General features: G+C 62.3%; 23 protein-coding genes. 10 read left to right on the top strand and 13 right to left on the bottom strand.

Annotated features, from left to right (window positions below; all coding sequences use genetic code 11):
* Window positions 1-79: 79 nt before the first annotated feature.
* The 6 genes from GTP58_RS21490 to GTP58_RS21515 form a co-directional block, all read right to left on the bottom strand.
* Complete coding sequence (locus tag GTP58_RS21490; RefSeq protein ID WP_161079175.1) at window positions 80-949, bottom strand: cytochrome c oxidase subunit 3; 870 nt, start codon at window positions 947-949, stop codon at window positions 80-82.
* Window positions 950-970: 21 nt separating this feature from the next.
* Window positions 971-1,165, bottom strand: a complete 195-nt coding sequence (locus GTP58_RS21495; protein WP_072785366.1) for a DUF2970 domain-containing protein — start codon at window positions 1,163-1,165, stop codon at window positions 971-973.
* Window positions 1,165-1,707, bottom strand: a complete 543-nt coding sequence (locus GTP58_RS21500; RefSeq protein WP_072785368.1) for a cytochrome c oxidase assembly protein — start codon at window positions 1,705-1,707, stop codon at window positions 1,165-1,167. Before GTP58_RS21500 ends, GTP58_RS21495 begins: the two co-directional genes overlap by 1 nt.
* 111 nt (window positions 1,708-1,818) lie before the next feature.
* On the bottom strand, window positions 1,819-3,414 hold the full coding sequence (gene ctaD, locus GTP58_RS21505; RefSeq protein WP_072785370.1) for a cytochrome c oxidase subunit I: 1,596 nt from the start codon (window positions 3,412-3,414) through the stop codon (window positions 1,819-1,821).
* Window positions 3,415-3,430: 16 nt separating this feature from the next.
* Window positions 3,431-4,654 (bottom strand): cytochrome c oxidase subunit II, encoded by a 1,224-nt coding sequence (gene coxB, locus GTP58_RS21510; RefSeq protein WP_072785372.1) that lies wholly within the window; start codon window positions 4,652-4,654, stop codon window positions 3,431-3,433.
* Between the two features lie 341 nt (window positions 4,655-4,995).
* Window positions 4,996-5,919 carry a methyltransferase domain-containing protein gene (locus tag GTP58_RS21515; RefSeq protein ID WP_161079176.1) on the bottom strand — a complete coding sequence of 308 codons (924 nt, stop codon included), beginning with the start codon at window positions 5,917-5,919 and terminating at the stop codon, window positions 4,996-4,998.
* 96 nt (window positions 5,920-6,015) lie between these two features.
* Between GTP58_RS21515 and GTP58_RS21520 the strand changes: the two genes are divergently transcribed.
* The 5 genes from GTP58_RS21520 to GTP58_RS21540 all read left to right on the top strand — a co-directional run bounded on the left by GTP58_RS21520 (window position 6,016) and on the right by GTP58_RS21540 (window position 13,990).
* Window positions 6,016-6,798, top strand: coding sequence for a ComF family protein (locus GTP58_RS21520; protein WP_161079177.1), 783 nt, complete (start codon window positions 6,016-6,018; stop codon window positions 6,796-6,798).
* Window positions 6,799-6,824: 26 nt separating this feature from the next.
* Window positions 6,825-7,295, top strand: a complete 471-nt coding sequence (gene trmL / locus GTP58_RS21525; protein WP_161079178.1) for a tRNA (uridine(34)/cytosine(34)/5-carboxymethylaminomethyluridine(34)-2'-O)-methyltransferase TrmL — start codon at window positions 6,825-6,827, stop codon at window positions 7,293-7,295.
* Window positions 7,296-7,411: 116 nt separating this feature from the next.
* A complete protein-coding gene (locus tag GTP58_RS21530; RefSeq protein ID WP_161079179.1) occupies window positions 7,412-11,083 on the top strand; it encodes a response regulator in 3,672 nt (1,223 codons plus the stop codon).
* Window positions 11,080-12,774, top strand: a complete 1,695-nt coding sequence (locus tag GTP58_RS21535) for a chemotaxis protein CheB (protein ID WP_161079180.1) — start codon at window positions 11,080-11,082, stop codon at window positions 12,772-12,774. Before GTP58_RS21530 ends, GTP58_RS21535 begins: the two co-directional genes overlap by 4 nt.
* Window positions 12,767-13,990, top strand: coding sequence for a sensor histidine kinase (locus GTP58_RS21540; protein ID WP_161079181.1), 1,224 nt, complete (start codon window positions 12,767-12,769; stop codon window positions 13,988-13,990). Before GTP58_RS21535 ends, GTP58_RS21540 begins: the two co-directional genes overlap by 8 nt.
* On the opposite strand, the gene GTP58_RS21545 is transcribed toward GTP58_RS21540, so the two are convergent.
* The 5 genes from GTP58_RS21545 to GTP58_RS21565 are packed head-to-tail and all read right to left on the bottom strand — an operon-like array spanning window position 13,873 to window position 17,684.
* The gene (locus GTP58_RS21545; RefSeq protein WP_161079182.1) at window positions 13,873-14,910 is read right to left on the bottom strand and encodes a DMT family transporter; all 1,038 of its coding nucleotides are present in this window, start codon (window positions 14,908-14,910) and stop codon (window positions 13,873-13,875) included. The two genes, GTP58_RS21540 and GTP58_RS21545, sit on opposite strands and share 118 nt — an antisense overlap.
* A 60-nt stretch (window positions 14,911-14,970) precedes the next feature.
* Entirely contained in the window at window positions 14,971-15,708 is a 738-nt protein-coding gene (locus tag GTP58_RS21550) for an AraC family transcriptional regulator (protein WP_161079183.1), read from the bottom strand.
* Between the two features lie 19 nt (window positions 15,709-15,727).
* Window positions 15,728-16,015: a hypothetical protein gene (locus GTP58_RS21555; RefSeq protein WP_072785384.1), complete on the bottom strand. Its 288-nt coding sequence runs from the start codon at window positions 16,013-16,015 to the stop codon at window positions 15,728-15,730.
* Window positions 16,012-16,491: a D-glycero-beta-D-manno-heptose 1-phosphate adenylyltransferase gene (gene rfaE2 / locus GTP58_RS21560; RefSeq protein ID WP_072785386.1), complete on the bottom strand. Its 480-nt coding sequence runs from the start codon at window positions 16,489-16,491 to the stop codon at window positions 16,012-16,014. Before rfaE2 ends, GTP58_RS21555 begins: the two co-directional genes overlap by 4 nt.
* An 11-nt stretch (window positions 16,492-16,502) precedes the next feature.
* A complete protein-coding gene (locus tag GTP58_RS21565; RefSeq protein ID WP_161079184.1) occupies window positions 16,503-17,684 on the bottom strand; it encodes a PilT/PilU family type 4a pilus ATPase in 1,182 nt (393 codons plus the stop codon).
* Between the two features lie 111 nt (window positions 17,685-17,795).
* Between GTP58_RS21565 and GTP58_RS21570 the strand changes: the two genes are divergently transcribed.
* The 3 genes from GTP58_RS21570 (at window position 17,796) to GTP58_RS21580 (ending at window position 20,072) form a co-directional block, all read left to right on the top strand.
* Window positions 17,796-18,731 (top strand): hydrogen peroxide-inducible genes activator, encoded by a 936-nt coding sequence (locus GTP58_RS21570; RefSeq protein WP_161079185.1) that lies wholly within the window; start codon window positions 17,796-17,798, stop codon window positions 18,729-18,731.
* 55 nt (window positions 18,732-18,786) lie between these two features.
* Complete coding sequence (gene ubiA / locus GTP58_RS21575; RefSeq protein WP_161079186.1) at window positions 18,787-19,641, top strand: 4-hydroxybenzoate octaprenyltransferase; 855 nt, start codon at window positions 18,787-18,789, stop codon at window positions 19,639-19,641.
* Between the two features lie 86 nt (window positions 19,642-19,727).
* The gene (locus GTP58_RS21580) at window positions 19,728-20,072 is read left to right on the top strand and encodes a YqjD family protein (protein ID WP_161079187.1); all 345 of its coding nucleotides are present in this window, start codon (window positions 19,728-19,730) and stop codon (window positions 20,070-20,072) included.
* On the opposite strand, the gene prfH is transcribed toward GTP58_RS21580, so the two are convergent.
* Both prfH and GTP58_RS21590 read right to left on the bottom strand, forming a co-directional pair.
* Window positions 20,059-20,694: a peptide chain release factor H gene (prfH, locus tag GTP58_RS21585; protein WP_161079188.1), complete on the bottom strand. Its 636-nt coding sequence runs from the start codon at window positions 20,692-20,694 to the stop codon at window positions 20,059-20,061. The two genes, GTP58_RS21580 and prfH, sit on opposite strands and share 14 nt — an antisense overlap.
* Window positions 20,694-21,887 (bottom strand): RNA ligase RtcB family protein, encoded by a 1,194-nt coding sequence (locus GTP58_RS21590; protein ID WP_161079189.1) that lies wholly within the window; start codon window positions 21,885-21,887, stop codon window positions 20,694-20,696. Before GTP58_RS21590 ends, prfH begins: the two co-directional genes overlap by 1 nt.
* Before the next feature lie 375 nt (window positions 21,888-22,262).
* On the opposite strand from GTP58_RS21590, the gene GTP58_RS21595 reads away from it, so the two are divergent.
* Both GTP58_RS21595 and GTP58_RS21600 read left to right on the top strand, forming a co-directional pair.
* Window positions 22,263-23,525 carry a parallel beta-helix domain-containing protein gene (locus tag GTP58_RS21595; RefSeq protein ID WP_161079190.1) on the top strand — a complete coding sequence of 421 codons (1,263 nt, stop codon included), beginning with the start codon at window positions 22,263-22,265 and terminating at the stop codon, window positions 23,523-23,525.
* Window positions 23,522-24,658, top strand: a complete 1,137-nt coding sequence (locus GTP58_RS21600) for an SO2930 family diheme c-type cytochrome (RefSeq protein WP_229215686.1) — start codon at window positions 23,522-23,524, stop codon at window positions 24,656-24,658. Before GTP58_RS21595 ends, GTP58_RS21600 begins: the two co-directional genes overlap by 4 nt.
* The last annotated feature ends 5 nt before the right edge of the window (window positions 24,659-24,663 follow it).

Here is a 24,663-nt window from a genome sequence, read left to right on the forward strand (position 1 = left end):
ACCCCGCGGCTGGCGTTGCGCTTTGGGTCTGACGCATAAAAAAAGCCGCACCGGAGTGCGGCTTTTGTCTATCTGGATTTTATAACCAGTAGACCACGACGTACAGTCCCAGCCAGACCACGTCCACAAAGTGCCAGTACCACGCCGCGCCTTCAAACGCGAAGTGGTGATCCGGCGTGAAGTGGCCGCGCAGCACCCGGTACAGCACCACCGACAGCATGATCGCACCCATCGTCACGTGGAAGCCGTGGAAGCCCGTCAGCATGAAGAAGGTCGAACCGTAGATGCCCGAGGTCAGCTTCAGGTTCAGCTCAGTGTACGCATGGTGATACTCATATGCCTGGAAGCCCATGAACACGGCACCCAGCAGGATGGTGGCAAACAGCCAAAACGCCGTCTGCGCGCGGTGGCCGGCCCGCAGCGCGTGGTGGGAAATGGTCAGCGTCACGCCCGAGGTCAGCAGCAGCGCGGTGTTGATGGTCGGGATCGGAAACGGCCCCATGGTCCTGAACTCTTCCACCGTGCCGGCCGGGCCGACATTCCCCCAGTGCGGCGCAAAATCCGGCCAGATGAATTTATGGTCCAGGTCCGACAGCCACGGCATGGAAATGGTCCGCGCATAGAACAGCGCACCGAAGAACGCGCCGAAGAACATCACCTCGGAGAAGATGAACCAGCCCATCGACCAGCGATAGGAGTGGTCGATGCGCTGGCTGTACAAGCCGCCTTCGGACTCCTTGATGGCGTCGCCGAACCAGAAATACAGCACGATCAGCGTACCAGCGATGCCCAGCAGGTTGGCCACCGGCCCCCACGACACGTCATTGACCCAGGCAGATGCGCCTGCCATGGTCACCAGCAGGCACAGGCCTGCCAGCAGCGGCCAGCGCGATGGGCCGGGCACGAAGTAATACGGTGCTGCGGCGCCATGTGAACTTGTGGAACTCATCTTCATCTCCCTAATCAACTTTTATTTAGCTACTACGAGTTTGACGATTGATATCAGTAATCCTATGAACACAGCCACGGCCAGCAAGGCGGCGAGGATGATGTGGAACGGGTTCAGGCCCTGCTGGTCCTCATCAAAATCACGCTTGCGGCGCAGGCCGACAAACGACCACAGCACAGCCTTCATCGAATACAGGAAGCCGGGCTTTTTACTCATCAGTTGGCCGCCGTCTTGACCAGGCCGCCGCCCACCTCAAAGAAGGTGTACGACAGCGTGATCGTTTTAACGTCCCTGGGCAGTTTCGGATCGATGTAGAACACCACCGGCATCTGCCGCGCTTCACTGGCCTTCAAGGTTTGCTGCTTGAAGCAGAAGCACTCAACTTTTTTGAAATACGGCGTCGCGTTTTGCGGCGCATAGCTTGGTATCGCCTGCGCATTCATCTCGCGCGGCTGCATGTTGACCACTTCATACATCACCGTGTTCAACTCGCCCGGATGCACCGTCATGCTGGCTTGCGTCGGGCGGAAGCGCCATGGGCCTTGCGCATTCCCGTCGAATTCGATGGTCACGTTGCGGGTCTTGTCGACCTGCGTGTTCTTGTCGAATTCCACGGTGCCGTCCTTCTGCGTCAACACGTTCAGCCCCAGCGCTTCGCAGATCTGGCGGTAGAACGGATTGAGCGCATAGGCAAAGCCGAACATCGCCACCGCAATGACGATCAGCTTGCCCAGCAGGGTGCGGTTGGCGGGCGTCATGTCAGCTCAGCCAGATGCGCTTGACGAACACCATGACAAAGAAGAACAGCGCTGCCCCGCCCAGGAACAGGGCGGTGCGCAGGTTGTTCGGCTTCTTTTGGCCGTTCATGATTATTTGAACTGCGGTGGGGTTTCAAAGGTGTGGAACGGCGCCGGCGACGGCACAGTCCACTCCAGACCTTCCGCACCATCCCATGGCTTGGCTTCCGCCTTCTTGCCGCCACGGATAGTCGGGATGATCACGCCAAACAGGAAGAACGCCTGCGACAGGCCGAAACCAAACGCGCCGATGGTGGCGATCATATTGAAGTCGGTGAACTGCGCCGAGTAGTCGGCGTAGCGGCGCGGCATGCCGGCCAGACCCAGGAAGTGCATCGGGAAGAAGGTCACGTTGAAGGTGATCAGCGACAGCCAGAAGTGGATCTTGCCCATGGTTTCGTTGTACATATGGCCGGTCCATTTCGGCGACCAGTAGTAGAAACCGGCAAACAGCGCGAACAGCGAACCGGCCACCAGCACGTAGTGGAAGTGCGCCACCACGTAGTAGGTATCCTGCAGCTGGATGTCGATCGGGGTCACGGCCAGGATCAGGCCGGTGAAGCCGCCGATCGTGAACACGAAGATGAAGCCCACCGCAAACAGCATCGGGGTTTCAAACGTCATCGAACCGCGCCACATGGTAGCGATCCAGTTGAACACTTTGACGCCGGTCGGTACCGCGATCAGCATGGTCGCGTACATGAAGAACAGCTGCGAGGTCACCGGCATGCCGGTGGTGAACATGTGGTGCGCCCAGACGATGAAGGACAGGATCGCGATCGACGCGGTGGCGTACACCATCGAGGCATAGCCGAACAGCTGCTTGCGGGCGAACGCTGGCAGGATCTGCGAGACGATGCCGAACGCCGGCAGAATCATGATGTACACCTCCGGGTGGCCGAAGAACCAGAAGATGTGCTGGTACATGACCGGGTCGCCGCCAGCGGCAGCGTTAAAGAAGGAGGTGCCAAAGTGGCGGTCGGTCAGCGTCATGGTAATCGCGCCAGCCAGTACCGGCATCACCGCGATCAGCAGGTAGGCGGTAATCAGCCAGGTCCAGCAGAACATCGGCATCTTCATCAAGGTCATGCCCGGTGCGCGCATGTTCAGGATGGTGACGATAATGTTGATCGAACCCATGATCGACGACGCGCCCATCAGGTGCATCGCGAAAATACCCATGTCCATGCCCATGCCCATCTGGGTCGACAGTGGCGCATACAGCGTCCAGCCGGCCGCCGTGGCGCCGCCTGGCACCAGGAACGAAGTCGCCAGCAGCAGCGCTGCCGGTGGCAGCAGCCAGAACGAGAAGTTGTTCATGCGCGCAAACGCCATGTCCGAGGCGCCGATCTGCAGCGGGATCATCCAGTTGGCGAAGCCGACGAAGGCCGGCATGATGGCGCCAAACACCATCACCAGGCCGTGCATGGTGGTCAGCTGGTTGAAGAACTCCGGCTGGAAGAATTGCAGGCCAGGTTTGAACAGCTCGGTACGGATGGCCAGCGCCAGCACGCCGCCGGACAGCAGCATGATGAAGGAGAACCACAGGTACAAGGTGCCGATGTCCTTGTGGTTGGTAGCGAACAGCCAGCGCGACAGACCGTGCGGATGGTCATGTGCGTGATCGTGCCCGTGGTCGTGTGCGTGATCCAAAGTGCTAGTGCTCATGTTGTAACGCTCCTGATTACTTACGTGCAGCCACGACTTCGGCTGGTTGAACGATGTTCTCGGCGGCCTTGTTCGACCAGCTATTGCGGGTGTAAGTAATCACAGCCGCGATATCCGTATCCGACAGTTGCTTCCAAGCGGGCATTTCGGCGGAATATTTTCCGCTCTTCTTACCGTGCAGCAGAACGTTGATCTGTTCCGCCTTGGGACCGTTGACCACTTCCGAGCCATCCAGCGGTGCGAACGCGCCCGCAACACCCTTGCCGTTGGCCTGGTGGCAGACCACGCAGTTGGTGTTGTAGACTTTTTCACCCTTGGTTTTCAGCTCATCGATCGTCCAGGTTTTGTTGGGATCATCAGCCAGCGCGGCCATTTCTTTTTTCTTGCCGTCGACCCAGGTCTTGTACTCGGCATCCGTGACCACGCGCACCACGATCGGCATGAACGCGTGCTCCTTGCCGCACAGCTCCGAGCAGTAGCCGCGGAAAACACCCGTGTGTTCAGCCTTGAACCAGGTATCGCGCACGAAGCCAGGAATCGCATCCTGCTTCACCGCAAACGCCGGAATCGACCACGAGTGGATCACGTCATTGGCGGTGGTCACCATGCGGATCTTGCGGTGCACCGGCACCACCACCTCGTTATCGACTTCCATCAGGTAGTTGTCGCCGCGCTTCTCGGTCGGTTCAAAGCCCGGTGCGCCGACTTGTGCGCGCGGCGTGGACAGGTTGGACAGGAAGGAAATCCCCTCGCCCTCGCCCTTGAGGTAATCGTAGCCCCACTTCCACTGCATGCCGGTGACCTTGATGGTGATGTCGGCATTGGAGGTGTCCTTCATGCCCACCACCGTGCGCGTGGCAGGCAGCGCCATGCCAATCACGATCAGGAACGGCACGATGGTCCAGGCTATTTCAACTGCGGTGGATTCGTGGAAGGTGGCCGGCTTGTGGCCCAGCGACTTGCGGTGCTTGATGATCGAATAGAACATCACGCCAAACACAGCGACGAAGATGACCAGGCAGACGCCCATCATCCAGTTGTGCAGGCTGTAGACTTCGGTGGCGATTTGGGTGGCGGGAGGCTGTAGATTCAGTTCCCCGGCGATAGGTCCGCCGGTGCCGCCGGTGGCTGCGGCATAGGTGCCCGTGCTTGCTGCGGTTTCAGCTGCCCACGCTGGCATACCCGCTGCCAACATCGACAGCCCGAGCATCAACGCTTGAAGTCGCTTCGCATATTTCATGTTTTCCCCAACTGCCCAAGAAATTAAAATATTTTTTTAACGTCTTACCGGCTGATCGGTGAACTGAACCGGCGACGCTCCTTAAACAACTGACGCCTGCCTGCCCGCAACCTTCTGCGGAACAACGCCGACGCTCGATTCTGCTTAATTCAACTGCTCGTTCGTGCTCGATATAACCTGATTTCGCCTGGGGTCGCGGATTTATAGCTGGCGACGTGACACGCTGGCAAAATTAGTGAATGATTATATAGAACAAAAACGAGGCACATCAAGAAATAATCGATTTCACAACTATGCTGTTGCCACGGGCGTTACGCCGCATGGCAACATACCTTCCCCACTTAACGCGGCTTGCGCGGCGGGTCAAAACGGATAATTGCTTCGCCCTTGGAAGTGACCTTGGGCGCCGGACGGAACGCGTGACCGTAGATAACTTCAAAGCTCAGGCCGAGTTTCCCATCGGAACGACGACCACGTTCGAGCGTATCCAGCATGCGTTGCCAGGCCTGTTTGCCCATCATGCTGCGACGCAACGTCGTGAGCGGATTTCCGCCCAGCGCACGCACGTCAGCCAACAACGCTTGTGGTGTTTCATAGGTCACCGTGATGGTTTCCATGTCCAGCACCGGGGTCGAAAAGCCCGCTTCCACGAGCTGATCGCCGAAATCGTGCATATCCACGAAGGGCAGCGCATGGGGTGACAGATCCGCTTCCGCAAACGCATTGCGCACCTCGCGCAGCGTATCCGGGCCGAAGCAGGAAAACATCAGCAGGCTGTTCACGCGCAACACCCGGCGCCACTCGGCAAACACGCGGTCCGGCTGCGGATGCCAGTGCAGAGCCAGATTCGACCAGACCAGATCCAGCGCATTCGGCCCCAGCGGCAGCTCGGCAAAATCACCGCACAGCAGATCGACGCCGCTTTTGGACGGCAGCAACTTGCTCAGCAACTGGTTCAGCGACGAGGATTTGGCGCCCGGCCCCTGGGCAGCGCGCAGCATGGCTTCGGCGGCATCCAGGCCCAGAATATGGGCCGCAGGATACATTTTTTGCAACAGCGGCAGATCGGCGCCAGCGCCACAACCGGCGTCCAGAACGCGCAAGGGCGCTATTTTAATCAATTCCAGGCGATCAAACATGCGGGAAGATATCTCCCGGCGCAGGAAATCGGCGGCCTGCACCCGTTCAGGACGGGAAAACAGCTGGCGGACGCGCTCCAGATCGATCGGCGCGCTGAGTTTGGGGGGATTAGCGGGGACTTGCATGATGAAGAGTCGTTGTAATGCGATAATGTTGGCAGTGTACATGGTAGAACGCCATTGCGACGACCACCGGCCCGGTTTTCCGGGCAGGAGCGTGGCATGAATAACAAGATTGGCAAAACCGCGCCGCTGCGCATACTGCTGCACCGCTGGAGCGGCGCCCTGCTGCGCAGCGTACTGCCCAGCGCCTGCGCCCTATGTGGCAGCGGCAGCGACAGCGACGACGCCCTGTGCCCCGGCTGCGCCGCCCAGTTCTTCGGCCCCGCCGCCGCCATCGCCCGCTGCCCGCGCTGCGCCAACCCCATTCCGGGGTCAGGTCCGTCATTTCTACACGGCCTCGGCGGTGCGCTATGCGGCGTTTGCCTGGCCGATCCGCCTGCGTTTGACCGCACAGTGGTCGCTGCCGATTACGCTTTACCGGTAGACCAGCTGGTATTGCAGCTAAAATTCGGCCATCGCCTGGCGCTGGCGCCGTTATGCGCGCGCTTGCTGCGCGATGCCGTGCCGCCGGATTGTGCGCTGCCTGCCCTGCTCTGTCCGGTGCCGCTCAGCCCGCACCGGCTGGCCGAGCGCGGCTACAACCAGGCGCTGGAAATCGCCCGGCCGCTGGCGCGCAGCCTGGGTGTCGCGCTGCATCCACGCCTGGCCGCGCGGGTGCGGGAGACAGCGGCCCAGAGCAGCGTCAGCCCGGACCAGCGCGCGCATAACATCGCCGGCGCGTTTGCCGTGCCCGATGCCGCGCTGGTCGCCGGCCGCCACATCGGCGTGGTGGATGATGTGATGACCAGCGGCCGCACGCTGAACGAGCTGGCGGCCACCTTGAAACGCCACGGCGCCGCGCGCGTAAGCAACTTCGTGTTTGCCCGCACGCCGCCCCATTGAAAAAGATTGAAAAAAGAGGAAACAGCATGTTCCACGTCGTCCTGGTCCACCCAGAAATCCCGCCGAACACCGGCAACGTCATCCGCCTGTGCGCCAATACCGGCGCCCAGCTGCACCTGATCGAGCCGCTCGGCTTCCCGCTGGAAGATGCCAAACTCAAACGCGCCGGTCTCGACTACCATGAGTACGCGCGCATGAAGGTGCACAAGAACTGGGAAGCCTTCCTGGCCGAAACCCAGCCCGACCCGGCGCGCATGTACGCCATGACCACCCATGGCAGCGCGCCATTCGCCCAATGCCAGTTCCAGCCCGGCGATGTGTTCGTGTTCGGCTCGGAAACCGCCGGCCTGCCGGCCGCCCTGCGCGAAAGCTTCCCCACCGCCCAGCGCATCCGTCTGCCAATGCGCCCGGATAACCGCAGCATGAATTTGTCCAATACGGTTGCCGTGGTGGTGTTTGAAGCCTGGCGCCAGAACGGCTACGCCGGCGGCGCCTGAGTTTTTCCATATCGATACACTTGTGTTGTAAAAGCAGCTCAAACCCCGCCACAGCGCCCGTTTTGCAGGCACAATGAAATTTCCAAATGAGCCTACCGGCTTGAGAGGAATGACCTATGCTGCGCACCGTCGCATCCAAGATGGCGGCACTGACCGTCACTGCATTGCTGGGCCTGGTCATGGTGACCGCCATCGGCCGCTACCAGATGGAAAAAGTGTATGACGGCGCCAACTTTGGCAACGTCAATGCCGCTCCCAGCCTGGTTGTCCTGGACGAGATGCGCCGCAGCTTCCTGCAGCTGGGGGTCCAGATCAGCCGCGAAGTCAACAGCACCGACAATGGCCTCAGCGCCGAATCAGAGCAGCAGATCCGCGCCCAGCGCCAGGCGGTGATCGACGCCATCAGCAAGTACGACAGCAATGGCTGCCTGGGCACCAACTGCTATGCCGACGGGAGCGACAAGTCCTTCCTGGACAAGGAAAAAGCCCTCTGGACCCGCTACGACGCCCTGCTCGATCCCATCCTGGCGGCGGCGCGTGGCGGGGCGGCCGACAAAACCAAGGCCGACGCGCTGCTGCTGGCCACCGATCCCATCGCCGACGAACTGCATGGCCTGATTACCAAACACATCGCCTACAACGTCGATGTCGCCAGCGACTTCACCGCCAAGGCGGTCGAACTCAAAACCGAGGCGCTGTACATCACGCTGGGCATCGGCGCCATCATGGTGCTGCTGATCGGTGGCTTCGGCTATGGCACTGCACGCTCCATCATCCGCCAGCTCGGCAGCGACCCGCAGGACGTCGCCGCCGTGGCCAACCGCTTTGCCACGGGCGACCTCAGCGACCGCATCGAACTGCGCGCGGGTGACAGCACCAGCGTCATGGCCAGCATCAAGAACATGATCGCCACGCTGGAACGCCTGGCCAGCCGCGCCGAAGCCATCGGCCGCGGCGATCTCGACCAGCAAGTGCCCCTGGCCTCGGAACACGACCGGCTGGGCAAGGCCCTCAACGAAATGACGCGCATGCTGCGCGCCAGCCGTGACGAAGACCAGCGCCGCAACTGGCTCAAGGATGGCTACGCCGAGCTGTCAGCCCAGCTCAGCGGCGACCTTAGCGCCGAGCAGCTGGCCGACGCCGCCATCGCCATGGTCGGCCGCTACCTTGGCGCCGGCCGTGGCGTGTTCTACCGCTACGTCGAATCCAGCCAGCAACTGGAACTCATCGGCAGCTATATGTACACCGAGCGCAACCGCACGGGCGCCAGCTACGCGCTCGGAGAAGGCGCCATCGGCCAGGTCGCGCGCGAACGCAAGCCCATCATCCTGGCCGTGGACGAAGACACCGCGCCCATCGTCACCGGCACCGTGCAGCAGCCGCCGCGCCACACCTACACCTATCCCATGGTGCACGAGAAGGAACTGGTGGGCGTGCTGGAAGTGGCCAGCATGCAGCGCTTTGACGAGCGCCACATTGAATTCCTCAACAGCGTGGCCAGCATGCTGTCTTCGCTGCTGTTCGTGGCCGACCAGCGCGCCCACATCCGCAAGCTGCTGCTGGCCAGCGAAGGCGCGGAACGGGAGATGCGCGCCCAAAGCGAGCAGCTGCGCACTGCCAACAACCAGATGCACGAACAGCAGCAGCAACTGCAGCAGCAAACCGAAGAACTCCAGCAGAACAACGCCCAGCTCGAAGAGCAGCAACAGCAGTTGCAGCAGCAGGCCGAAGAAATGCAGCAGGCAAACGCGCAAATGGAAGAACAGCAGCAGCAACTGCGCCAGCAAAACGACGAACTGCAGGAAGCCCGCCGCCTGCAGGAAGTCCGCGCCCAGCAGCTGGATCAGGCCAGCCGCTACAAGTCGGAGTTCCTGTCGAATATGTCGCATGAGCTGCGCACGCCGCTCAACTCCATCATCCTGCTGTCCAAGATGATGTGCAACGACGACACCAACAGCGTACAGGGCGAAGCGGCCAAATGGGCGCAAGTGATCCACCGTTCCGGACAGGACCTGCTGCGGCTGATTAACGACGTGCTGGACTTGTCCAAGGTCGAAGCCGGCCGCATGGAAATCCACCTGGCGCACGTCCAAAGCGCTGACGTCTGCACCGAGCTGCAAAACATGTTCGAACACATGGCGCGCGACAAAGGCCTCAGCCTGTCGGTGACGGACGAGCTGCAAGGCAGCTTCGTTTCCGACTGGGACAAGCTGTCGCAAGTGCTGCGCAACCTGCTGGCCAACGCCGTCAAGTTCACGCGCCAGGGCGGCGTCAGCCTGACGCTGAGCCGGCGTGCCGATCCAGCCCTGCCGCTACGCTTCAGCGTGCGCGACACGGGCATCGGCATCGCCCACGACAAGCGCTCGGTCATCTTTGAAGCCTTCCAGCAGGCCGACGGTTCCACCTCGCGCGAGTTTGGCGGCACCGGCCTGGGCCTGACCATCAGCCAGCGCTTCGTGCAAATGCTGGGCGGCCGCATCGAACTGCACAGCGAGCCTGGCCAGGGCAGCGAATTCATCATCCTGCTGCCCGAAGCCGAAACCGGCAGCACCACACCCGCCGCGCCCGGCCTCGCACTTCCCGCCGACGACCGCGCGCAACTGGGCGCGGACGACCTGCTGATCCTGCTCATCGACGACGATGCCGCCTTCAGCCACAGCGTGGTGGCCATGAACCGCAGGCTGGGCTACAAGACACTGCTCGCGTCCACCGGTGAAGAAGGCCTGCGCCTGGCCGCCCGGCACCGGCCGCAAGGCATCCTGCTGGACCTGGGCTTGCCTGACATGGATGGCGCCGCAGTCCTGCATGAACTCAAGAGCGACCGCGCGCTGGCCACCATCCCGGTCCACATCGTCTCCGCGCGTGACCGCGACGCCGCCTTGCTGAACCAGGGCGCCATCGGCTTCCTGCAAAAACCGGCCGACGACCAGTTGCTGGAGCAAGCCGAAACGGCGCTGCTCAGTGCCGTGGCGAACGCGCGCGACGGCGTACTGGTGTGCGAAAACGGCGGCATCACCACCGTGGAAGTCGCCGCCATCATCGGCAACGGCCACGGTCCGGTGCAGACAGCCGCGCATGGCGAGGCGCTGGAACAGCAGCTGCGCCAGCGCCGCTGGCCGCTGGCCGTGATCGACCTCGGGCCGTCGCCCGCCACCTTGCAGGAAGGCCTGGCGCTGGCGGCCCGGCTGCGCGCCGCCAACGAACAGATCGCGCTGGTGTTTTATGCATTGCATCATCCGGGCGAGGAGGACAGCGCTGCCTTGCGCCGCTGGTCCGAATGCGTGATCGTCAAAACCGGCCAGGCCGAACGCCGGCTGCTGGAAAACGTCGAACGCTTCCTGCGCGAAGTACCGCAGCAGCGCGGCCTGACCGGCGCACGCGCACCAGCAGCGCGTGACAACAAGCCACTCGTGGGCAAGCACATCCTGGTAGTGGACGACGATCCGCGCAACCTGTTCGTCATGACGGCCGCGCTGGAACGCCACGGCGCCAAGATCAGCAACGCCGTCAACGGCCGCCGCGCGCTGGAGCAGCTGCGCCAGCAGCGCGTCGACCTGATCCTGATGGACATCATGATGCCGGAGCTGGACGGCATGCAAACCATCGCCGCGCTGCGCGCCGACGCCTCGCTGAGCAGCATGCCGGTGGTCGCCATCTCGGCGCGCGCGGCGCAGGCCGACATGGCCGAGATCATGGCCAGCGGCGCCGATGACTACCTGGCCAAGCCGGTCGACTATGATGTGCTGATCGACAAAGCCATCAAATGGTGCGGTGGTCGCCAGCCATGAGCGTCTCGGTCCAACAGCAAGGCAGCAAATGGCGCATCGCCGTGCTGGGGCGGGCGCTGGACGACGACTGCGCAGCGCTGGCCGACGCGCTGGCGCTGCCGGCGCACGCCGATGTCGAACTCACGTTTTACGATGCCGAACAGCTGCCGCGCGCCATGATCCTGCTGCTGGGCCAACGGCTCGACCAGGGCGCCGACCTGAAAATCGTCGCCTACCATGTGCTGCTGGCGCGCAGCCTGCTGCGGCTCAAGCTGCCGGTGCGCCAGGTCACGCCGCGCGCGCCGCAACCGGCAGCAACGCCCTGCCGCGCACTGGCGCTGGCTGGTTCTGCCGGCAGCCTGGACAAAATCCTGCATCTGATCAGCTGCCTGCCGCTGGCCGACGTTGCCGTGTTCGTGGTCCAGCACATCGACGAAAACCAGGAAAACCTGCTCGACCAGTTACTCAAGAGCCGCACCGAATACCTGGTGCTGATGCCGCAGCAGCTGACGCCGATACGTCCCGGCACGCTGTACATCGCGCCCCCCGGCCACCACATGAAGGTTGCGCACGGCCTGGTCTATCTCACACGCGACCGCAAGATCCAGTACTCCCGCCCATCCATCGATTTGCTGTTTGAATCGCTGGCGGGCGAATACGGCCCGGCAGCGCTGGCGATCCTGCTATGCGGCTTCGGCCAGGACGGCACGCAGGGCTGCGCGATGCTGCGTGCCGCCGGCGCCACCGTGCTGGCCGAAGACGGCGACGACTGCGCCGAGGCGCGCGTGATGCCGGAAGCGGCCAGCACCGCCGGCCATGTCGACCTGGTGCTGCCGCTGGCGGGCCTGGCCAGCGTTATGGCAGCCACCGTTGCAGGCATCAAGGCGCCGCCGCGTGGCACGCTGCTGGCGTTGTTTCTGGAAGCGCTGCAACAGCATTACGGCCTCGACTTCCGCCAGTATCAGCAGGCCAGCCTGGAACGCCGCATGCAATTGCAGATGACGCAAGGAGGCTATACGAGTTTTGCCGCCTTCCAGCGCGCCGTACTGTCCGATACCGGCCGCCTGGAACGGCTGGTGGCCGAACTGCCGGTGGGCGTCACGGCATTCTTCCGCCACCCGGAACAGTTCCGCCAGCTGCGCCAGGACGTGCTGCCCTACCTGGCCAGCTTCCCCCTGCTCAAACTGTGGTCGGCCGGCTGCGCCAGCGGCGAGGAAGCCTACTCGCTGGCCATCCTGCTGCAGGAACTGGGGCTGCTGGAGCGCAGCCACTTATTCGCCACCGACATCAACCCGCATATGCTGGAACAGGCCCGCAGCGGCCTGTTCCCGGCCGAAGCGCTGGAACTAAACCGCCACCAGTATCTGGCCAGCGGTGGCCCCGCCAGCTTTGACGACTACGTGGCGCCGGGCCGGCACTTCCTCGATATTGCGCCGCCGCTGCGGCAGAAAGTCCTGTTCCACCGTCATTCGCTGACGGCTGATGGCAGCTTCAACGAGTTCCAGCTGATCGTCTGCCGCAATGTGCTAATCTATTTTGATGCCGAACTGCAGCGCCAGGTGCTGCAGTGCTTCGCCCGCTCGCTGCATGTGGATGGTTTCCTGGTGCTGGGTCCGCAGGACGGTCTCAACCTCGCGGCCCGGGAACAGGGCTTTGTGCCACATGGCAGCGGCAACTGCGTGTATCGGCGTGCGGAGGGGTGTCATGCCTGAATGCTTCAACATCCTGGTGGTCGACGACAACGTCAACAACCGCATCACCATGCGTGCCCTGCTCGGCCGCCTGCCCAATATCGCCATGATGGAAGCGGGCTCCGGCGCCGAGTGCCTGATGATGACGGTGGAGCACATCTTCCACCTGATCCTGCTCGACGTGCAGATGCCGGAGATGGATGGTTTCGAAACGGCGCTGCATCTGCAAATGACCGAGCGCACCCGCAACATCCCGATCGTGTTCGTCACCGCCACGCTCAAGGCGGAAGAATTCAGCCGCCGTGGCTATGGCCTGGGCGCGGTGGACTACCTGGCCAAGCCGCTCGACGACAATCTGCTGCTGAACCGCGTACGGCTATACCAGAGCCTGCACGAGCGCGAGGCGACGCTGGAAAGCCATGCCCGCGATTTGCAGGATGCGCTGGACCGCCTGCGCGTGACGCAGGACAAGCTGGTGCAGTCAGAAAAGCTGGCCGCGCTGAGTCCCATCGTCGCCGCCGTCGCGCATGAACTCAACACGCCGATCGGCAATTGCATGACCGTGTCGTCCACGCTGGACGTGGATATCGGCACGCTGTATGCCGCCGTCGAAAAAGGCGAGACGCTGAAACGCTCGCAGCTGCTGGACAGCCTGGGGCGCGCGCGCACCGCCTCCCAGCTCATCTTGCGCGGCATGTTCCGCACTGCCGAGCTGGTATCCAACTTCAAGCAGGTGGCGGTGGACCATGCGAGCTCGCAGCGGCGCACCTTTGACCTGAAGGACATCGTCGGCGGCGTGGTGATGCTGATGAACACCAGCCTGCACAAAACCGCCTACCGCATCCAGGTCAACATTCCCGGCAGCCTGTGGCTGGACAGCTACCCCGGCCCCATCGACCAGATCATTTCCAACCTCATCAACAACTCCGTGCTGCACGGCTTTGAAGGCCGCAAAGAAGGCCTGATCTCGATTGAAGCGCAGGAAGATGGCGACTACATCCGCCTGCTGTACCACGACGATGGCTGCGGCATGAGCGACGAAGTCAAGCAGCACGTGTTCGATCCCTTCTTCACCACGCGCCTGGGCAAAGGCGGCAGCGGCCTGGGCATGAGCATCTGCTACAACCTGGTGACGGGTTTATTGGGCGGCACCATTGAAGTCGCCGACGGCGAGCCGTCCGGTTCGCTGTTCACGATTCTCCTGGCACGCAAGGCGCCGCTGGCGGCATCGCCCTGAGCGTGGCGCCATACCGAACCGGCGACACCGGCAATCAGCAGCACGATTGCCGCCAGCTCCAGCGGGCGTGGTGCCTGCTGCTGGTAGATGTAGCCATACAGCAGTCCAAACAGGGTTTCAAACAACAGCAGCTGGCCGGACAGCGTCACCGGCACGCGGCGGCTGGCGATATTCCATAACTGGTTGCCGATCACCGAAGCGCCCAGCGCCACTACCGACACCACGCTCCAGAAACGCAGCCAGTCGCGTGCCACGCCGTGCGCGTCCGGACCGCCTGCCCCGCCCAGCGCCAGCACCACCACGCCCATCACCAGCGCCACCACACCCGTGCTGAGGCCATACAAGCCGGCCCATTCGGCGCCGCTGTAGCGCGGATTACTTTTCAGAAAACGCGCATTATCGACCGCGTACCAGGTCCAGCACAGCAGCGCGCCAAACGCGCACAGCATACCCAGCGCGACCAGTGGCCAGGGCTTGCTTTGCGCAGCCGCGTGCAGGAATACATCGACGTTGATGCAGACGATGCCGGCCACCACCAGCACCAACGGCCACGCCAGCTGCCGCAAGGGCAGCGCGCCGTGGTCGCGCCGGCCCAGCAGCGTCACACTCAACGGCAGCAGGCCGATAATCAGCGACGCCGCCGCCACGCCGGCCAGTTGCACGCCGTTAGACAGCAGCAGGTAGTAGACGATATTCCCGGCCAGCGCATGGCGCAGCAGCATCCAGCCATCGGCACGCGTCAGCCGGCGCAGCAGGCCGCTCAGACGCGGCAGCAGCAACAGCAAGGTAATCAGCCCGTAGGCCAGATAGCGCCCCAGCGCCAGCTCCATCGGCGAGAACTCCGCCAGCCAGCGCGGCATCACGAAAATCATGCCCCAGAACGCACCGGCCGCCAGACCGCATAAAACGCCATACCACATACTTGCCTCCTTTTGAGGCACACATTCTGGCCCGTCGCGGGCCACAAGGATTGTGTGGGACTAGCGGATTTTTGTCTGATTCTGCTTGCGGTAGGCCAGCGGAGTGATGTCCATGGCGCGGCGCATGGCGTGGGTCAGCGCGCTCTGGTCGGCGTAACCGGCCAGCGTCGCCAGTTGTGCAATCGGCAAGGACGATTCCACCAGCTGGCGGCACACAAAGCGCAGGCGCATCGCGTTGAGCCAGGCCAGCGGCGTGGTGTCCAGCTCCTCGCGGAATACGCGGTGCAGGCTGCTCACGCTCAGACAGGCCACCTTGGCCATGCTGCCGGTATCCCATGGCTGGGCGGGCTGCGCTTCAAAGCGCGTCAATGCCGCCTGCAGGCGCGAGGCGGGGCGGATCGGCTGCGCGGTCAGCGACGCCAGCAGCAAGGGCGTCCAGTTGGCCAGGACACCGGTGCTGGCAGCGCCCTGCTCCTGCAGCATGCCCATGAAATCGACCAGCTTGGCGGTGGCCGCGCTGACCGGTGCGAATGGCCGTTCCGCCAGCAGGCCCGCGGTTTCCGCCGGCACCGACGCCAGGTCAAAGTCCAGTATCAGCGAGGCATTCGGTTCGTGGGAAAACTGGGTGTGCACCAGGCCCGGTGCAATGAAGGCCGCGCGCAGCGGATGCAGCACTGCGCCCTGGCCGTTGATGTCCAGCGTCAGCCGGCCGCTGAGCGGCAGCACCATCTGGGCGAAATCGTGCGCGTCCGAGAATGGAACGTCATAGCTGCGCAGATCGATTTCGGTAGAGCTCATGGCGCCCAGTGTAAACCATTCAGCGGCGTGCGCCCCAGACCGCCAACAGCGCCAGCAAGCCCGCGCCCAGCAGGCCGACCATCACCGTGGTGCCAGCCATGATGGCCGCCGGGTTGCGCAGGCCGGAGAACTCGGCTGCAAACGCCAGCACCACGGCCGTAATCAGCTGCGCCGGCAGCACGAAACGCAGGTTGCGGAAAGCCCATGGATTCTCGCGCAGCCAGAATTTGCGCGCCACCATGAGCGGCGGTCCCCATAACGCGATCAGGAACGCCAGCACCGCCACCAGGATCAGGACGATCCTCATTTGAACGAACGCACCTTGGCCAGCAGCTTGGTGGTCGAGCGGTCGTGCTCAAAATCGATGGCCACCGCTTCGCCGCCATACGCAATCACGGCCTTGCCTTCGGGGATGGCATCCATCTGGTAATCGCCGCCCTTGGCATAGATTTCCGGACGCGCCTGCTGCACCACTTCCAGCGCCGTGTCTTCGTCAAAGTCCACCACCAGGCTCACCGACTCCAGCGACGCCAGCACCGCCATGCGGTCGCCGCAGGTGTTGAGCGGACGATCATCGCCCTTGCCCAGGCGCTTGACGGACGCGTCGGTATTGGCGGCCACCACCAGCGAGGCCCCCAGCGCGCGCGCCTGCGCCAGATAGGTCACGTGGCCACGGTGCAGGATGTCGAATACACCGTTGGTCAGCACCACCGGCTTGGGCAGCGCCGCCACGCGGGCGGCCAGTTGTTCGCGGGTGCAGATCTTGTCTTCAAATTGAGGCATGCGTTCTTTCGTTAAGTCTTGGGTTCTTCATCTTCCGGCTTGTCTTCCTCGATACTCAGCGCACCAAAGGCGCCACCGCCCTCGCCCGGTTCAGGCCGGCCGCCATGCAGCTTGATCTGCAGGCGCAGGCCGTTGGCCGAATCGGCATTGCGCAGCGCCTCTTCGTAGGCGATATAGCCCTTATTATAAAGTTCATACAGCGCCTGGTCGAACGTGCACATGCCCAGCTCGCGCGACTTGTGCATGATTTCCTTGATCGACTGGAAGTTACCCTTGAAGATCATCTCGGCAATCGTCGGCGTGTTGAGCAGAATTTCAATCGCCGCCTTGCGTCCCTTGCCGTCCTCGGTACGGATCAGCCGCTGCGAGACGATGGCGCGCAGATTGGAGGACAGATCCATCAACAGCTGGTTGCGCCGCTCTTCCGGGAAGAAGTTGATGATGCGGTCCATGGTCTGGTTGGCGTTGTTCGCATGCAGCGTACCCAGGCACAGGTGGCCGGTTTCGGCAAACGCGATCGCGTGCTCCATGGTTTCCGTATCGCGGATTTCGCCAATCAGGATCACATCCGGCGCCTGCCGCAGCGTGTTCTTGAGCGCATTGTGCCAGGACAGCGTGTCCACGCCCACTTCGCGGTGCGTAATCAGGCAGCCTTTATTTTTATGCACATATTCCACCGGGTCTTCCACCGTGATGATGTGGCCGGCCGAGTTGGCGTTGCGGTAATCGATCATGGCCGCCAGCGTGGTCGACTTGCCGGAACCGGTGCCACCCACCACCAGCACCAGGCCGCGCTTGGTCATGATGATGTCCTTGAGCACTTCGGGCAGGTCAAGCTTTTCCAGCGTCGGAATTTCCGAGGCGATAGTGCGTATCACCATCGCCACATTCTGCTGCTGCACGAAAACGTTGACGCGGAAGCGGCATACTTCCGGTAGCGAGATGGCAAAGTTGCACTCCAGTTCAGCCTCGAATTCGCGCTGCTGCTTCTCGTTCATGATGGACAGCGCCAGGGCCCGGGTCACGCTGCCGGTCAGCTTCTGCTGGCTCAGCGGTTTCATGGCGCCTTGCGATTTCATGCTCGGCGGGAAGTCGGCCGAAATGAACAAGTCGGAGCCGCCCGTATGGTGCATGACCTTGAGCAGCTTGTGCAGGTAAGCCTGCGCTTCTTCAGGACCAAATGTGGAAGACATACATCGCGCCTTTCAGGAATACGCTGCATTATATCGACACCATTCCGCTACAATAGCGCAACTTGGCGTTCATTCATTGCATCTCAGCATCGCCTGTGTTCAAATATATTCATGACACTGACCGAACTGAAATATATAGTCGCCGTTGCAAGGGCGAAGCACTTCGGACACGCGGCCGAGGCCTGTTACGTCGCTCAGCCGACGCTTTCGGTTGCCATCAAAAAGCTGGAAGACGAATTGGGCGTGGTCCTGTTTGAACGGGGCGGCGCAGAGATTTCCGTCACACCGCTGGGCGCGCAAATCGTTGCGCAAGCGGAACGCGTGCTGGAGCAAACGGCCGCCATCAAGGAACTCGCCAAACAGAACAAGGATCCGCTGGCCGGCCCGTTGCGTCTGGGCGTGATCTACACCATCGGCCCCTACCTGCTGCCGCCGCTGGTCAAGGGCATGATCGACAAAGTGCCGCAGATGCCGCTGATCCTGCAGGAAAATTTCACCGTCAAGCTGCTGGAAATGCTGCGCCAGGGCGACCTGGACGCCGCCATCATGGCGCTGCCGCTACCGGAACACGGTATGGCCATGCAAGTGTTGTATGACGAACCATTCGTGGTGGCCATGCCGGCCCAGCACCCGTGGACCAAACGCAAAACCATCCCCGCCGACGACCTCAAGACCGAGAACATGCTATTGCTGGGCAACGGCCACTGCTTCCGCGACCAGGTACTGGAAGTATGTCCTGAAATGGCCCGTTTCTCTGCGCCGGGCAATGGCATGCAGCGCACGTTTGAAGGCTCGTCGCTTGAAACCATCCGTCACATGGTGGCCAGCGGCATCGGCCTGACTGTGCTGCCGCGCGCCTCGGTGCCGGACCTGGACGCCAAGGATGGCATGCTGCAATTCCGCCCGTTTGACGATCCGGCGCCCTCGCGCCGCGTGGTCATCGTGTGGCGCAAAAGCTTCACGCGCAAGGCCGCCATCGATGCCGTGTGCGAAGTGGTGGCCTCCTGCAACCTGCCCGGCATCACCACGCTCTGCGCCGACGAATGACGTCCTGTCCCAGGATTTGCGATAATCATTGCTTTCCTGTTACCCGAAGTCGCATATGAACAAGCTGGCGCTCTACTTTCGCCTGATCAGGCTGGACAAACCAATTGGTACCGTTCTGCTGCTGTGGCCCACGCTGTACGCGATGTGGCTGGCAGCGGACGGCGTGCCGGACTGGAAACTCATCCTCATCTTCACGCTGGGCACCTTCCTGATGCGCTCGGCCGGCTGCGCCATCAACGACTATGCCGACCAGGATTTTGACAAACACGTCAAACGTACCGCGCAGCGCCCCATCACCAGCGGCCGCATCAGCGGCAAGGAAGCGCTGGCGATTGCCGCGCTGCTGTCCATCGTGGCGTTCTGCCTGATCCTGCCGCTGAATACGCTGACCAAGCAGATGTCGGTTGCCGCCGTCATCATTGCCGGCACCTACCCCTACTTCAAACGCTTCTTCGCGATACCGCAGGCTTACCTCGGCATTGCGTTCGGCTTTGGCATTCCGATGGCGTATGCGGCCGTGCAAAACCAGGTGCCGCTGACCGCCTGGGTACTGCTGGTCGGGAATATCTTCTGGACCCTGGCCTACGACACCGAATACGCCATGGTCGACCGCGACGATGACCTGAAAATCGGCATCAAGACCTCCGCCATTACCTTCGGCCGCTATGACGTCGCCATCGTGATGGTCTGCTACGCGCTGCACCTGGTGCTGTTGCTGCTGTGCGGCTGGCAGCAGGGCCTGCGCTTCTGGTTCGTGGCCGGGCTGCTGGTTGCGGCAGGCATTGCGGCCTACCACTACACGCTGATCCGCAACCGCGACCGTGACGGCTGCTTCTACGCCTTCCGCCACAACAACTGGCTGGGCTTTGCCGTGTTTGCGGGCGTGGTGCTGGACTACGCGCTACGCTAAGCCCAATTGAGCGGGCACAAAATGGTGACATCGTCGATACTTACACTGGTCATCCCTTCCCACCAGTGAATACAGACGAGGTCACCATGGAATCCACCGAACACGACACCATCTCCACCAGCCAGAACGCCGCCAGCAATGCACGCGGCAAGCTCATGGACGAGCTTACCCACACCATCAGCGAAGCGGAGAAGTGGCTGAGCGAACACGCCGAGGAAGTCAGCGCAGCCGCCTCCGCCACCCGCGCCCGTTTCGACGAAGCGCTGCACACCGCCAGGGACGACCTGCGCAAACTCGAAGACAGCCTGCTGGCCCACGGCCGCAACGCTGCAGAATGCACCAATGCCTATGTCCAGGAAAATCCCTGGAAAGCCGTCGGCCTGGGCGCTGCGCTTGGCGTCCTCGTCGGCGTTCTCATCACCCGGAAGTAGCAGTTCTCCTTTCCAGGAAGCCGGGACCGACAAAGGTGCGCTGGGCGTTGCCACGTTCGGCTTGCCGGTGCTGCTGATGACGCTCGCTACGCACGCGCTCGCCCTCCGCTTCCGCCAGGCTGGCAAGCTTGACTGCCAATAGCTGCGCCGCCAGCCGCTTGTTGGCATGCTGGCTACGCTCAGACTGCACCTTCACGGACAAGCCGGTCGCAACATGGGTCGCGCGGATAGCGCTATCGGTTTTGTTGACGTGCTGGCCACCGGGCCCCGAGGCCCGCGTTGCTTCGTAGCGTATCTCGCCATCATCAGGCAGTAAATCCGGCGGCGCCGGCAAGGCGCCATACAGAAACCAGTTTTTGCGCTTGTGCCGTGGACGATAAGGACTATCGCAAACCCACAGGATTCTGCCACGCCAGCGCTGTGCCAGCACGGGCGCCGCAGCCCCCTCCAGCTGCAGCAGCACCGAGCGCAGCGTGCCGGGTACCGGACCGGGCGTCTGCTCAATCATCACGATCGCAACACTCATACTGCGCGCTTCCTCCATCAGCCGCGCCAGCGCGTGCCTGACGCCAAGGCAGCATTCCACCGGCCCCGTGTTGGCCGACAATTGCAGATATAGCATCAGCAGCACTCCCCACGTGTTTTGTAGGTCAGCAGCGGCCGGCTCCGATAGACCACACGAACCAGCCCTGCGCCAAGCAGGCAGGCCACTACGCTGTCAACGTTCTTGTAGGCTTGTGCTGCCTCTTCATAAATCAGCGCGCGGTCATTGCAGATCACGCGTCCGCCCAGCGCCGTGCGGCTCAGTTGCGCCGGTGTCGCAATGCTGAACAGCCGTCCCTTGCATTCACTACGCTGCCATTTACGGCCGGCGCCGTGCGCCAGCGAATGCAGGCTCAGCGCGCCATGCTGTGCCAGCGGTTGCAGCAGATAGCTATAGTCGTCGCGCGAACCGGGCAGCATGACCAGTCCCTGATCGCTTGGGGTTGCGCCCTTGCGGTGCAGCCAGCCCTGCTGCCCGTCAATCTCCGCCGGCGTGACGGTGTTGTGGTTCAGCTCCAGCACCAGCTCGCCATGGCAACGCAGCCGATGCAAAATGCGGGCACCGATCAGCGCACGATTCAGCTCGGCAAACTGGACGGCAATCGCGTGCTGCCGCAAATAAGCCTGGGCAGGCATGCCACCGTCCTCCAGCCCAGCGTGGCCGTAAGCGTCCACATGGGCCGCCAGCACCGCCTGGCCCAAACCACGCGAACCGCTATGAACCAGCAACTGCACATGCTTGCGCGACAGTCCGGCGTGGGCGGCCGTGTCTTCGCATGCCACCTGCTCAATCAGCTGCAGCTCGGCAAAGTGATTGCCGCGGCCTATGGTCCCCAGCGAGCGCAGAGGAGCAGCATCGAGGCCAGCTTGCGCCATCGCGCAAGCCAGCGCGGCACGGCGCTCGGCCAGGCTAGCGTCGCCGGCCGCCAGCACCGCCCACTCATCATCATCGATAAAGCCATCGAGATTGCCGATCTGCTTGTCCAGCTTATCCAGCTTGACCTTGCCGGCCAGCAGATCCGTCTGCCACAACGCCATGCCGCAGCCGATATCGTTCCCCACCAGCGCCGGATAGAACCGGCCGACGCTGAAGAATGCCGCACCGACGGGATAGCCGCGCCCCGGATGCAGATCCGGCAGCCCGACCACGCGCACCATGCCATGCAGGTTGGACGTGATTTTAGTTTGTTGTAATGCCGCGTCCTCAAGCCAGAGACGATCAGACGCAATGACCGACACGCGGTCAGAAATACTTTGAATGAAATTGCCCATTGCGGAGCCTTATCCTGAAAAAACAAAAAGGATGGGCGTGGCAGCGCACCGGCGTTCAAGCGCCGTTCAGTGTGCGGGGGACTTAAGGAATGAGTTAATCCAGAAAGTAACCAGCCAGACCCAGGGAAGGAGTGGTAGTGGTCGTGTTCTGCATGGCGATCTCCTTTCTGAAAGTGGGTTGGCTAAGTGAAGCCGCTCATCGTAGTTGAAATTCCCCGGCCCCACAAGGGATTTTTACAGCGGCGAGAAACGCATGGACGCTGGACCGCAAACGCAACAGAACGAATCTGGTTTAACTAATTTACGGAAAACATGCTGTTATACTCATCTTGCCAAGCACTCTACATATAACAAAAAATATTGGGGAGATAGCAGATGAACAGAGCATTACGTGCATTAGCAGTATGTGGTTCCATCGGCGTGCTGTTGAGCGCCTGCAGCAAAACGGACGGCCCGGCCGTGCCGGCGGAAAAGGCGTCGGCCGACGCGGCGTTCCAGAAGAAGCTGCAGGAGCAGCTGCTGGATGCCAAGCCCGGCACCGTCATCGAGATCCCGGCCGGCAGCTATCACCTGACCTCCGGCCTCACGCTGCGTGGCGATGGCGTCACCATCCGTGGCGCCGGCATGGAGAAAACCATCCTCTCGTTCAAAGGCCAGGTCACCGGTCCGGAAGGCTTGCTGGTCTATGGCAACGGCTTCACGATTGAAAACCTCACCATCCAGGATTCCAAGGGCGATGGCCTGAAGATCAATGACGGCGACACCATCACGGTCCGCAAGGTCAAAGTGCAATGGACCGGCGGCCCCAAAGTCACCAACGGCGCCTATGGCATCTACCCGGTCAAGACCAGAAACGTGCTGATCGAGGACAGCGTAGCCATTGGCGCTTCCGATGCCGGCATCTACGTCGGCCAGTCGAACGGCGTCATCGTGCGCCGCTCGCGCGCGGAAGGCAATGTGGCCGGCATCGAAATCGAGAACACCGTCAATGCCGACGTCTACGACAACGTCGCTACCAACAACACCGGCGGCATCCTGGTGTTCAACATGCCCAACCTGTCCCAGCCGGGCCACAGCACGCGCGTGTACAAGAACAAGGTTGATAAAAACAATCTCGGCAACTTCGCTGCGCGCGGCACGGCCGTGGCCAGCGTACCGGCCGGTTCGGGCATCGTCATCAACTCCAATTCCAAGGTGGAGATTTTCGATAACGACGTGACCGACAACCAGACCGCCAACGTCATCATCTCCAGCTACCACTCGACCGGCTACTACACCGAAAAAGGCGTGTCCGCCAATTACGACCCGTATCCCAAAGCCATCTACGTCTACGGCAACCGCTTCAAGGGCGGCGGCGATTCGCCGGATGGCCTGGACCTGAAAGCGCTGAAGATCGCCATGTACGGCCTGAGCGGTCATCTGCCTGATGTGCTGTGGGACGGCTACGTCGACAACAAGCTGCTGGTCAAAGGCGTGCTGCCGGCCGAGCAGCGCATCTGCGTGCAGAACGACGCCGAGGTGCTCAACGCCGACGGCCCCAACAAGTACAAGAACCCGAGCAAGGACGCCGCACCATTCCGCTGCGAACTGGCCAAACTGCCACCTGTTACCATCGCCCAACTCGCCGCACAGTCATGATGTCCATACCCGCAATTCGTCCGCTGCTGGCGGCGGCGTGCGCGCTCGCGCTCGCTGCATGCTCGCAGCAGCAGGCGCCCGTCAGCTTCATCGCCGAAGGCAATCCCGAAAAGCTCAGCGACTGGCATCTGATGGCCGTCTCCAGCAGCAAACTGAACCTGAACAAGCAGGTAGTGCCGTACGACCTCAACACGCCGTTGTTCACCGACTATGCACACAAGCTGCGCACGGTCTGGATGCCCAAGGGCCAGAGCGCTGCCTACAACGCCGAGACCACGTTTGACTTCCCGGTCGGCACCATCATCAGCAAAACTTTCTACTACCCCAAAGCGGCCGATGGCAAAGCCGTGCTGGCCAACTATGCCAGCGATGGCGACCAGCTCGACACCACCAAAGTACGCCTCGTCGAAACCCGCTTGCTGGTGCGCCGTGCCAGCGGCTGGATCGCCCTGCCCTATGTGTGGAATGCGGAGCAGACCGACGCTGTGCTGTCCCGCACGGGCGACCAGATCCCGCTGGACGTGGTCCACCAAGACAAGCACAGCGACAAGATCACCTACGTGGTCCCGAACGTCAACCAGTGCGCGTCCTGCCACGTGGCCGATGTGAAATCGCGCCAGTTCCAGCCCATCGGCCCGAAAGCGCGCCACCTGAACCGCGACTACACATATGAAGGCATCAGCACCAACCAGCTGCAATACCTGGCAAAAGTGGGCTACCTGACTGGGCTGCCAGCCGAGGGCGCCAAAGCCGCACCACGCAACGCCAACTGGCATGACGCCCAACAGCCGATTGACGCGCGTGCCCGCGCCTACCTGGACATCAACTGCGCCCACTGCCACAACGACAAAGGCGCGGCCAACACCACGGCGCTGCACCTGAACATGGGCGCACCGGCCGACCTGCATCTGGGCTTGTGCAAGCCGCCCGTCGCGGCAGGCGCCGGCACGGGTGGCCGCAGCCATGACATCGCGCCGGGCAAACCGGACGATTCCATCATGCTGTACCGGTTGAACTCGGCCGAGCCCGGCGTGATGATGCCCGAACTGGGGCGCAGCTCAGTCCATCAGGAAGGTGTGGCCCTGATCCGCGAATGGATCGCCGCCATGCAGGAAGGCTGCGGCAGCAAATAAGCCAG

Source organism: Duganella sp. CY15W (genome assembly GCF_009857555.1).
Lineage (GTDB): Bacteria > Pseudomonadota > Gammaproteobacteria > Burkholderiales > Burkholderiaceae_D > Rugamonas > Rugamonas sacchari.

What these genes read in the sequence shown, in the direction of transcription:
- rfaE2 (WP_072785386.1), bottom strand. Translation starts at nt 16,491, where the DNA reads ATGCCTCAATTTGAAGACAAGATCTGCACCCGCGAACAACTGGCCGCC.
- prfH (WP_161079188.1), bottom strand. Translation starts at nt 20,694, where the DNA reads ATGCTATATCTGCAATTGTCGGCCAACACGGGGCCGGTGGAATGCTGC.
- GTP58_RS21595 (WP_161079190.1), top strand. Translation starts at nt 22,263, where the DNA reads ATGAACAGAGCATTACGTGCATTAGCAGTATGTGGTTCCATCGGCGTG.
- trmL (WP_161079178.1), top strand. Translation starts at nt 6,825, where the DNA reads ATGTTCCACGTCGTCCTGGTCCACCCAGAAATCCCGCCGAACACCGGC.
- GTP58_RS21490 (WP_161079175.1), bottom strand. Translation starts at nt 949, where the DNA reads ATGAGTTCCACAAGTTCACATGGCGCCGCAGCACCGTATTACTTCGTG.
- GTP58_RS21545 (WP_161079182.1), bottom strand. Translation starts at nt 14,910, where the DNA reads ATGTGGTATGGCGTTTTATGCGGTCTGGCGGCCGGTGCGTTCTGGGGC.
- ubiA (WP_161079186.1), top strand. Translation starts at nt 18,787, where the DNA reads ATGAACAAGCTGGCGCTCTACTTTCGCCTGATCAGGCTGGACAAACCA.
- ctaD (WP_072785370.1), bottom strand. Translation starts at nt 3,414, where the DNA reads ATGAGCACTAGCACTTTGGATCACGCACACGACCACGGGCACGATCAC.
- GTP58_RS21580 (WP_161079187.1), top strand. Translation starts at nt 19,728, where the DNA reads ATGGAATCCACCGAACACGACACCATCTCCACCAGCCAGAACGCCGCC.
- GTP58_RS21515 (WP_161079176.1), bottom strand. Translation starts at nt 5,919, where the DNA reads ATGCAAGTCCCCGCTAATCCCCCCAAACTCAGCGCGCCGATCGATCTG.
- GTP58_RS21565 (WP_161079184.1), bottom strand. Translation starts at nt 17,684, where the DNA reads ATGTCTTCCACATTTGGTCCTGAAGAAGCGCAGGCTTACCTGCACAAG.
- GTP58_RS21535 (WP_161079180.1), top strand. Translation starts at nt 11,080, where the DNA reads ATGAGCGTCTCGGTCCAACAGCAAGGCAGCAAATGGCGCATCGCCGTG.
- GTP58_RS21600 (WP_229215686.1), top strand. Translation starts at nt 23,522, where the DNA reads ATGATGTCCATACCCGCAATTCGTCCGCTGCTGGCGGCGGCGTGCGCG.
- GTP58_RS21540 (WP_161079181.1), top strand. Translation starts at nt 12,767, where the DNA reads ATGCCTGAATGCTTCAACATCCTGGTGGTCGACGACAACGTCAACAAC.
- GTP58_RS21500 (WP_072785368.1), bottom strand. Translation starts at nt 1,707, where the DNA reads ATGACGCCCGCCAACCGCACCCTGCTGGGCAAGCTGATCGTCATTGCG.
- GTP58_RS21570 (WP_161079185.1), top strand. Translation starts at nt 17,796, where the DNA reads ATGACACTGACCGAACTGAAATATATAGTCGCCGTTGCAAGGGCGAAG.
- coxB (WP_072785372.1), bottom strand. Translation starts at nt 4,654, where the DNA reads ATGAAATATGCGAAGCGACTTCAAGCGTTGATGCTCGGGCTGTCGATG.
- GTP58_RS21530 (WP_161079179.1), top strand. Translation starts at nt 7,412, where the DNA reads ATGCTGCGCACCGTCGCATCCAAGATGGCGGCACTGACCGTCACTGCA.
- GTP58_RS21590 (WP_161079189.1), bottom strand. Translation starts at nt 21,887, where the DNA reads ATGGGCAATTTCATTCAAAGTATTTCTGACCGCGTGTCGGTCATTGCG.
- GTP58_RS21555 (WP_072785384.1), bottom strand. Translation starts at nt 16,015, where the DNA reads ATGAGGATCGTCCTGATCCTGGTGGCGGTGCTGGCGTTCCTGATCGCG.
- GTP58_RS21520 (WP_161079177.1), top strand. Translation starts at nt 6,016, where the DNA reads ATGAATAACAAGATTGGCAAAACCGCGCCGCTGCGCATACTGCTGCAC.
- GTP58_RS21550 (WP_161079183.1), bottom strand. Translation starts at nt 15,708, where the DNA reads ATGAGCTCTACCGAAATCGATCTGCGCAGCTATGACGTTCCATTCTCG.
- GTP58_RS21495 (WP_072785366.1), bottom strand. Translation starts at nt 1,165, where the DNA reads ATGAGTAAAAAGCCCGGCTTCCTGTATTCGATGAAGGCTGTGCTGTGG.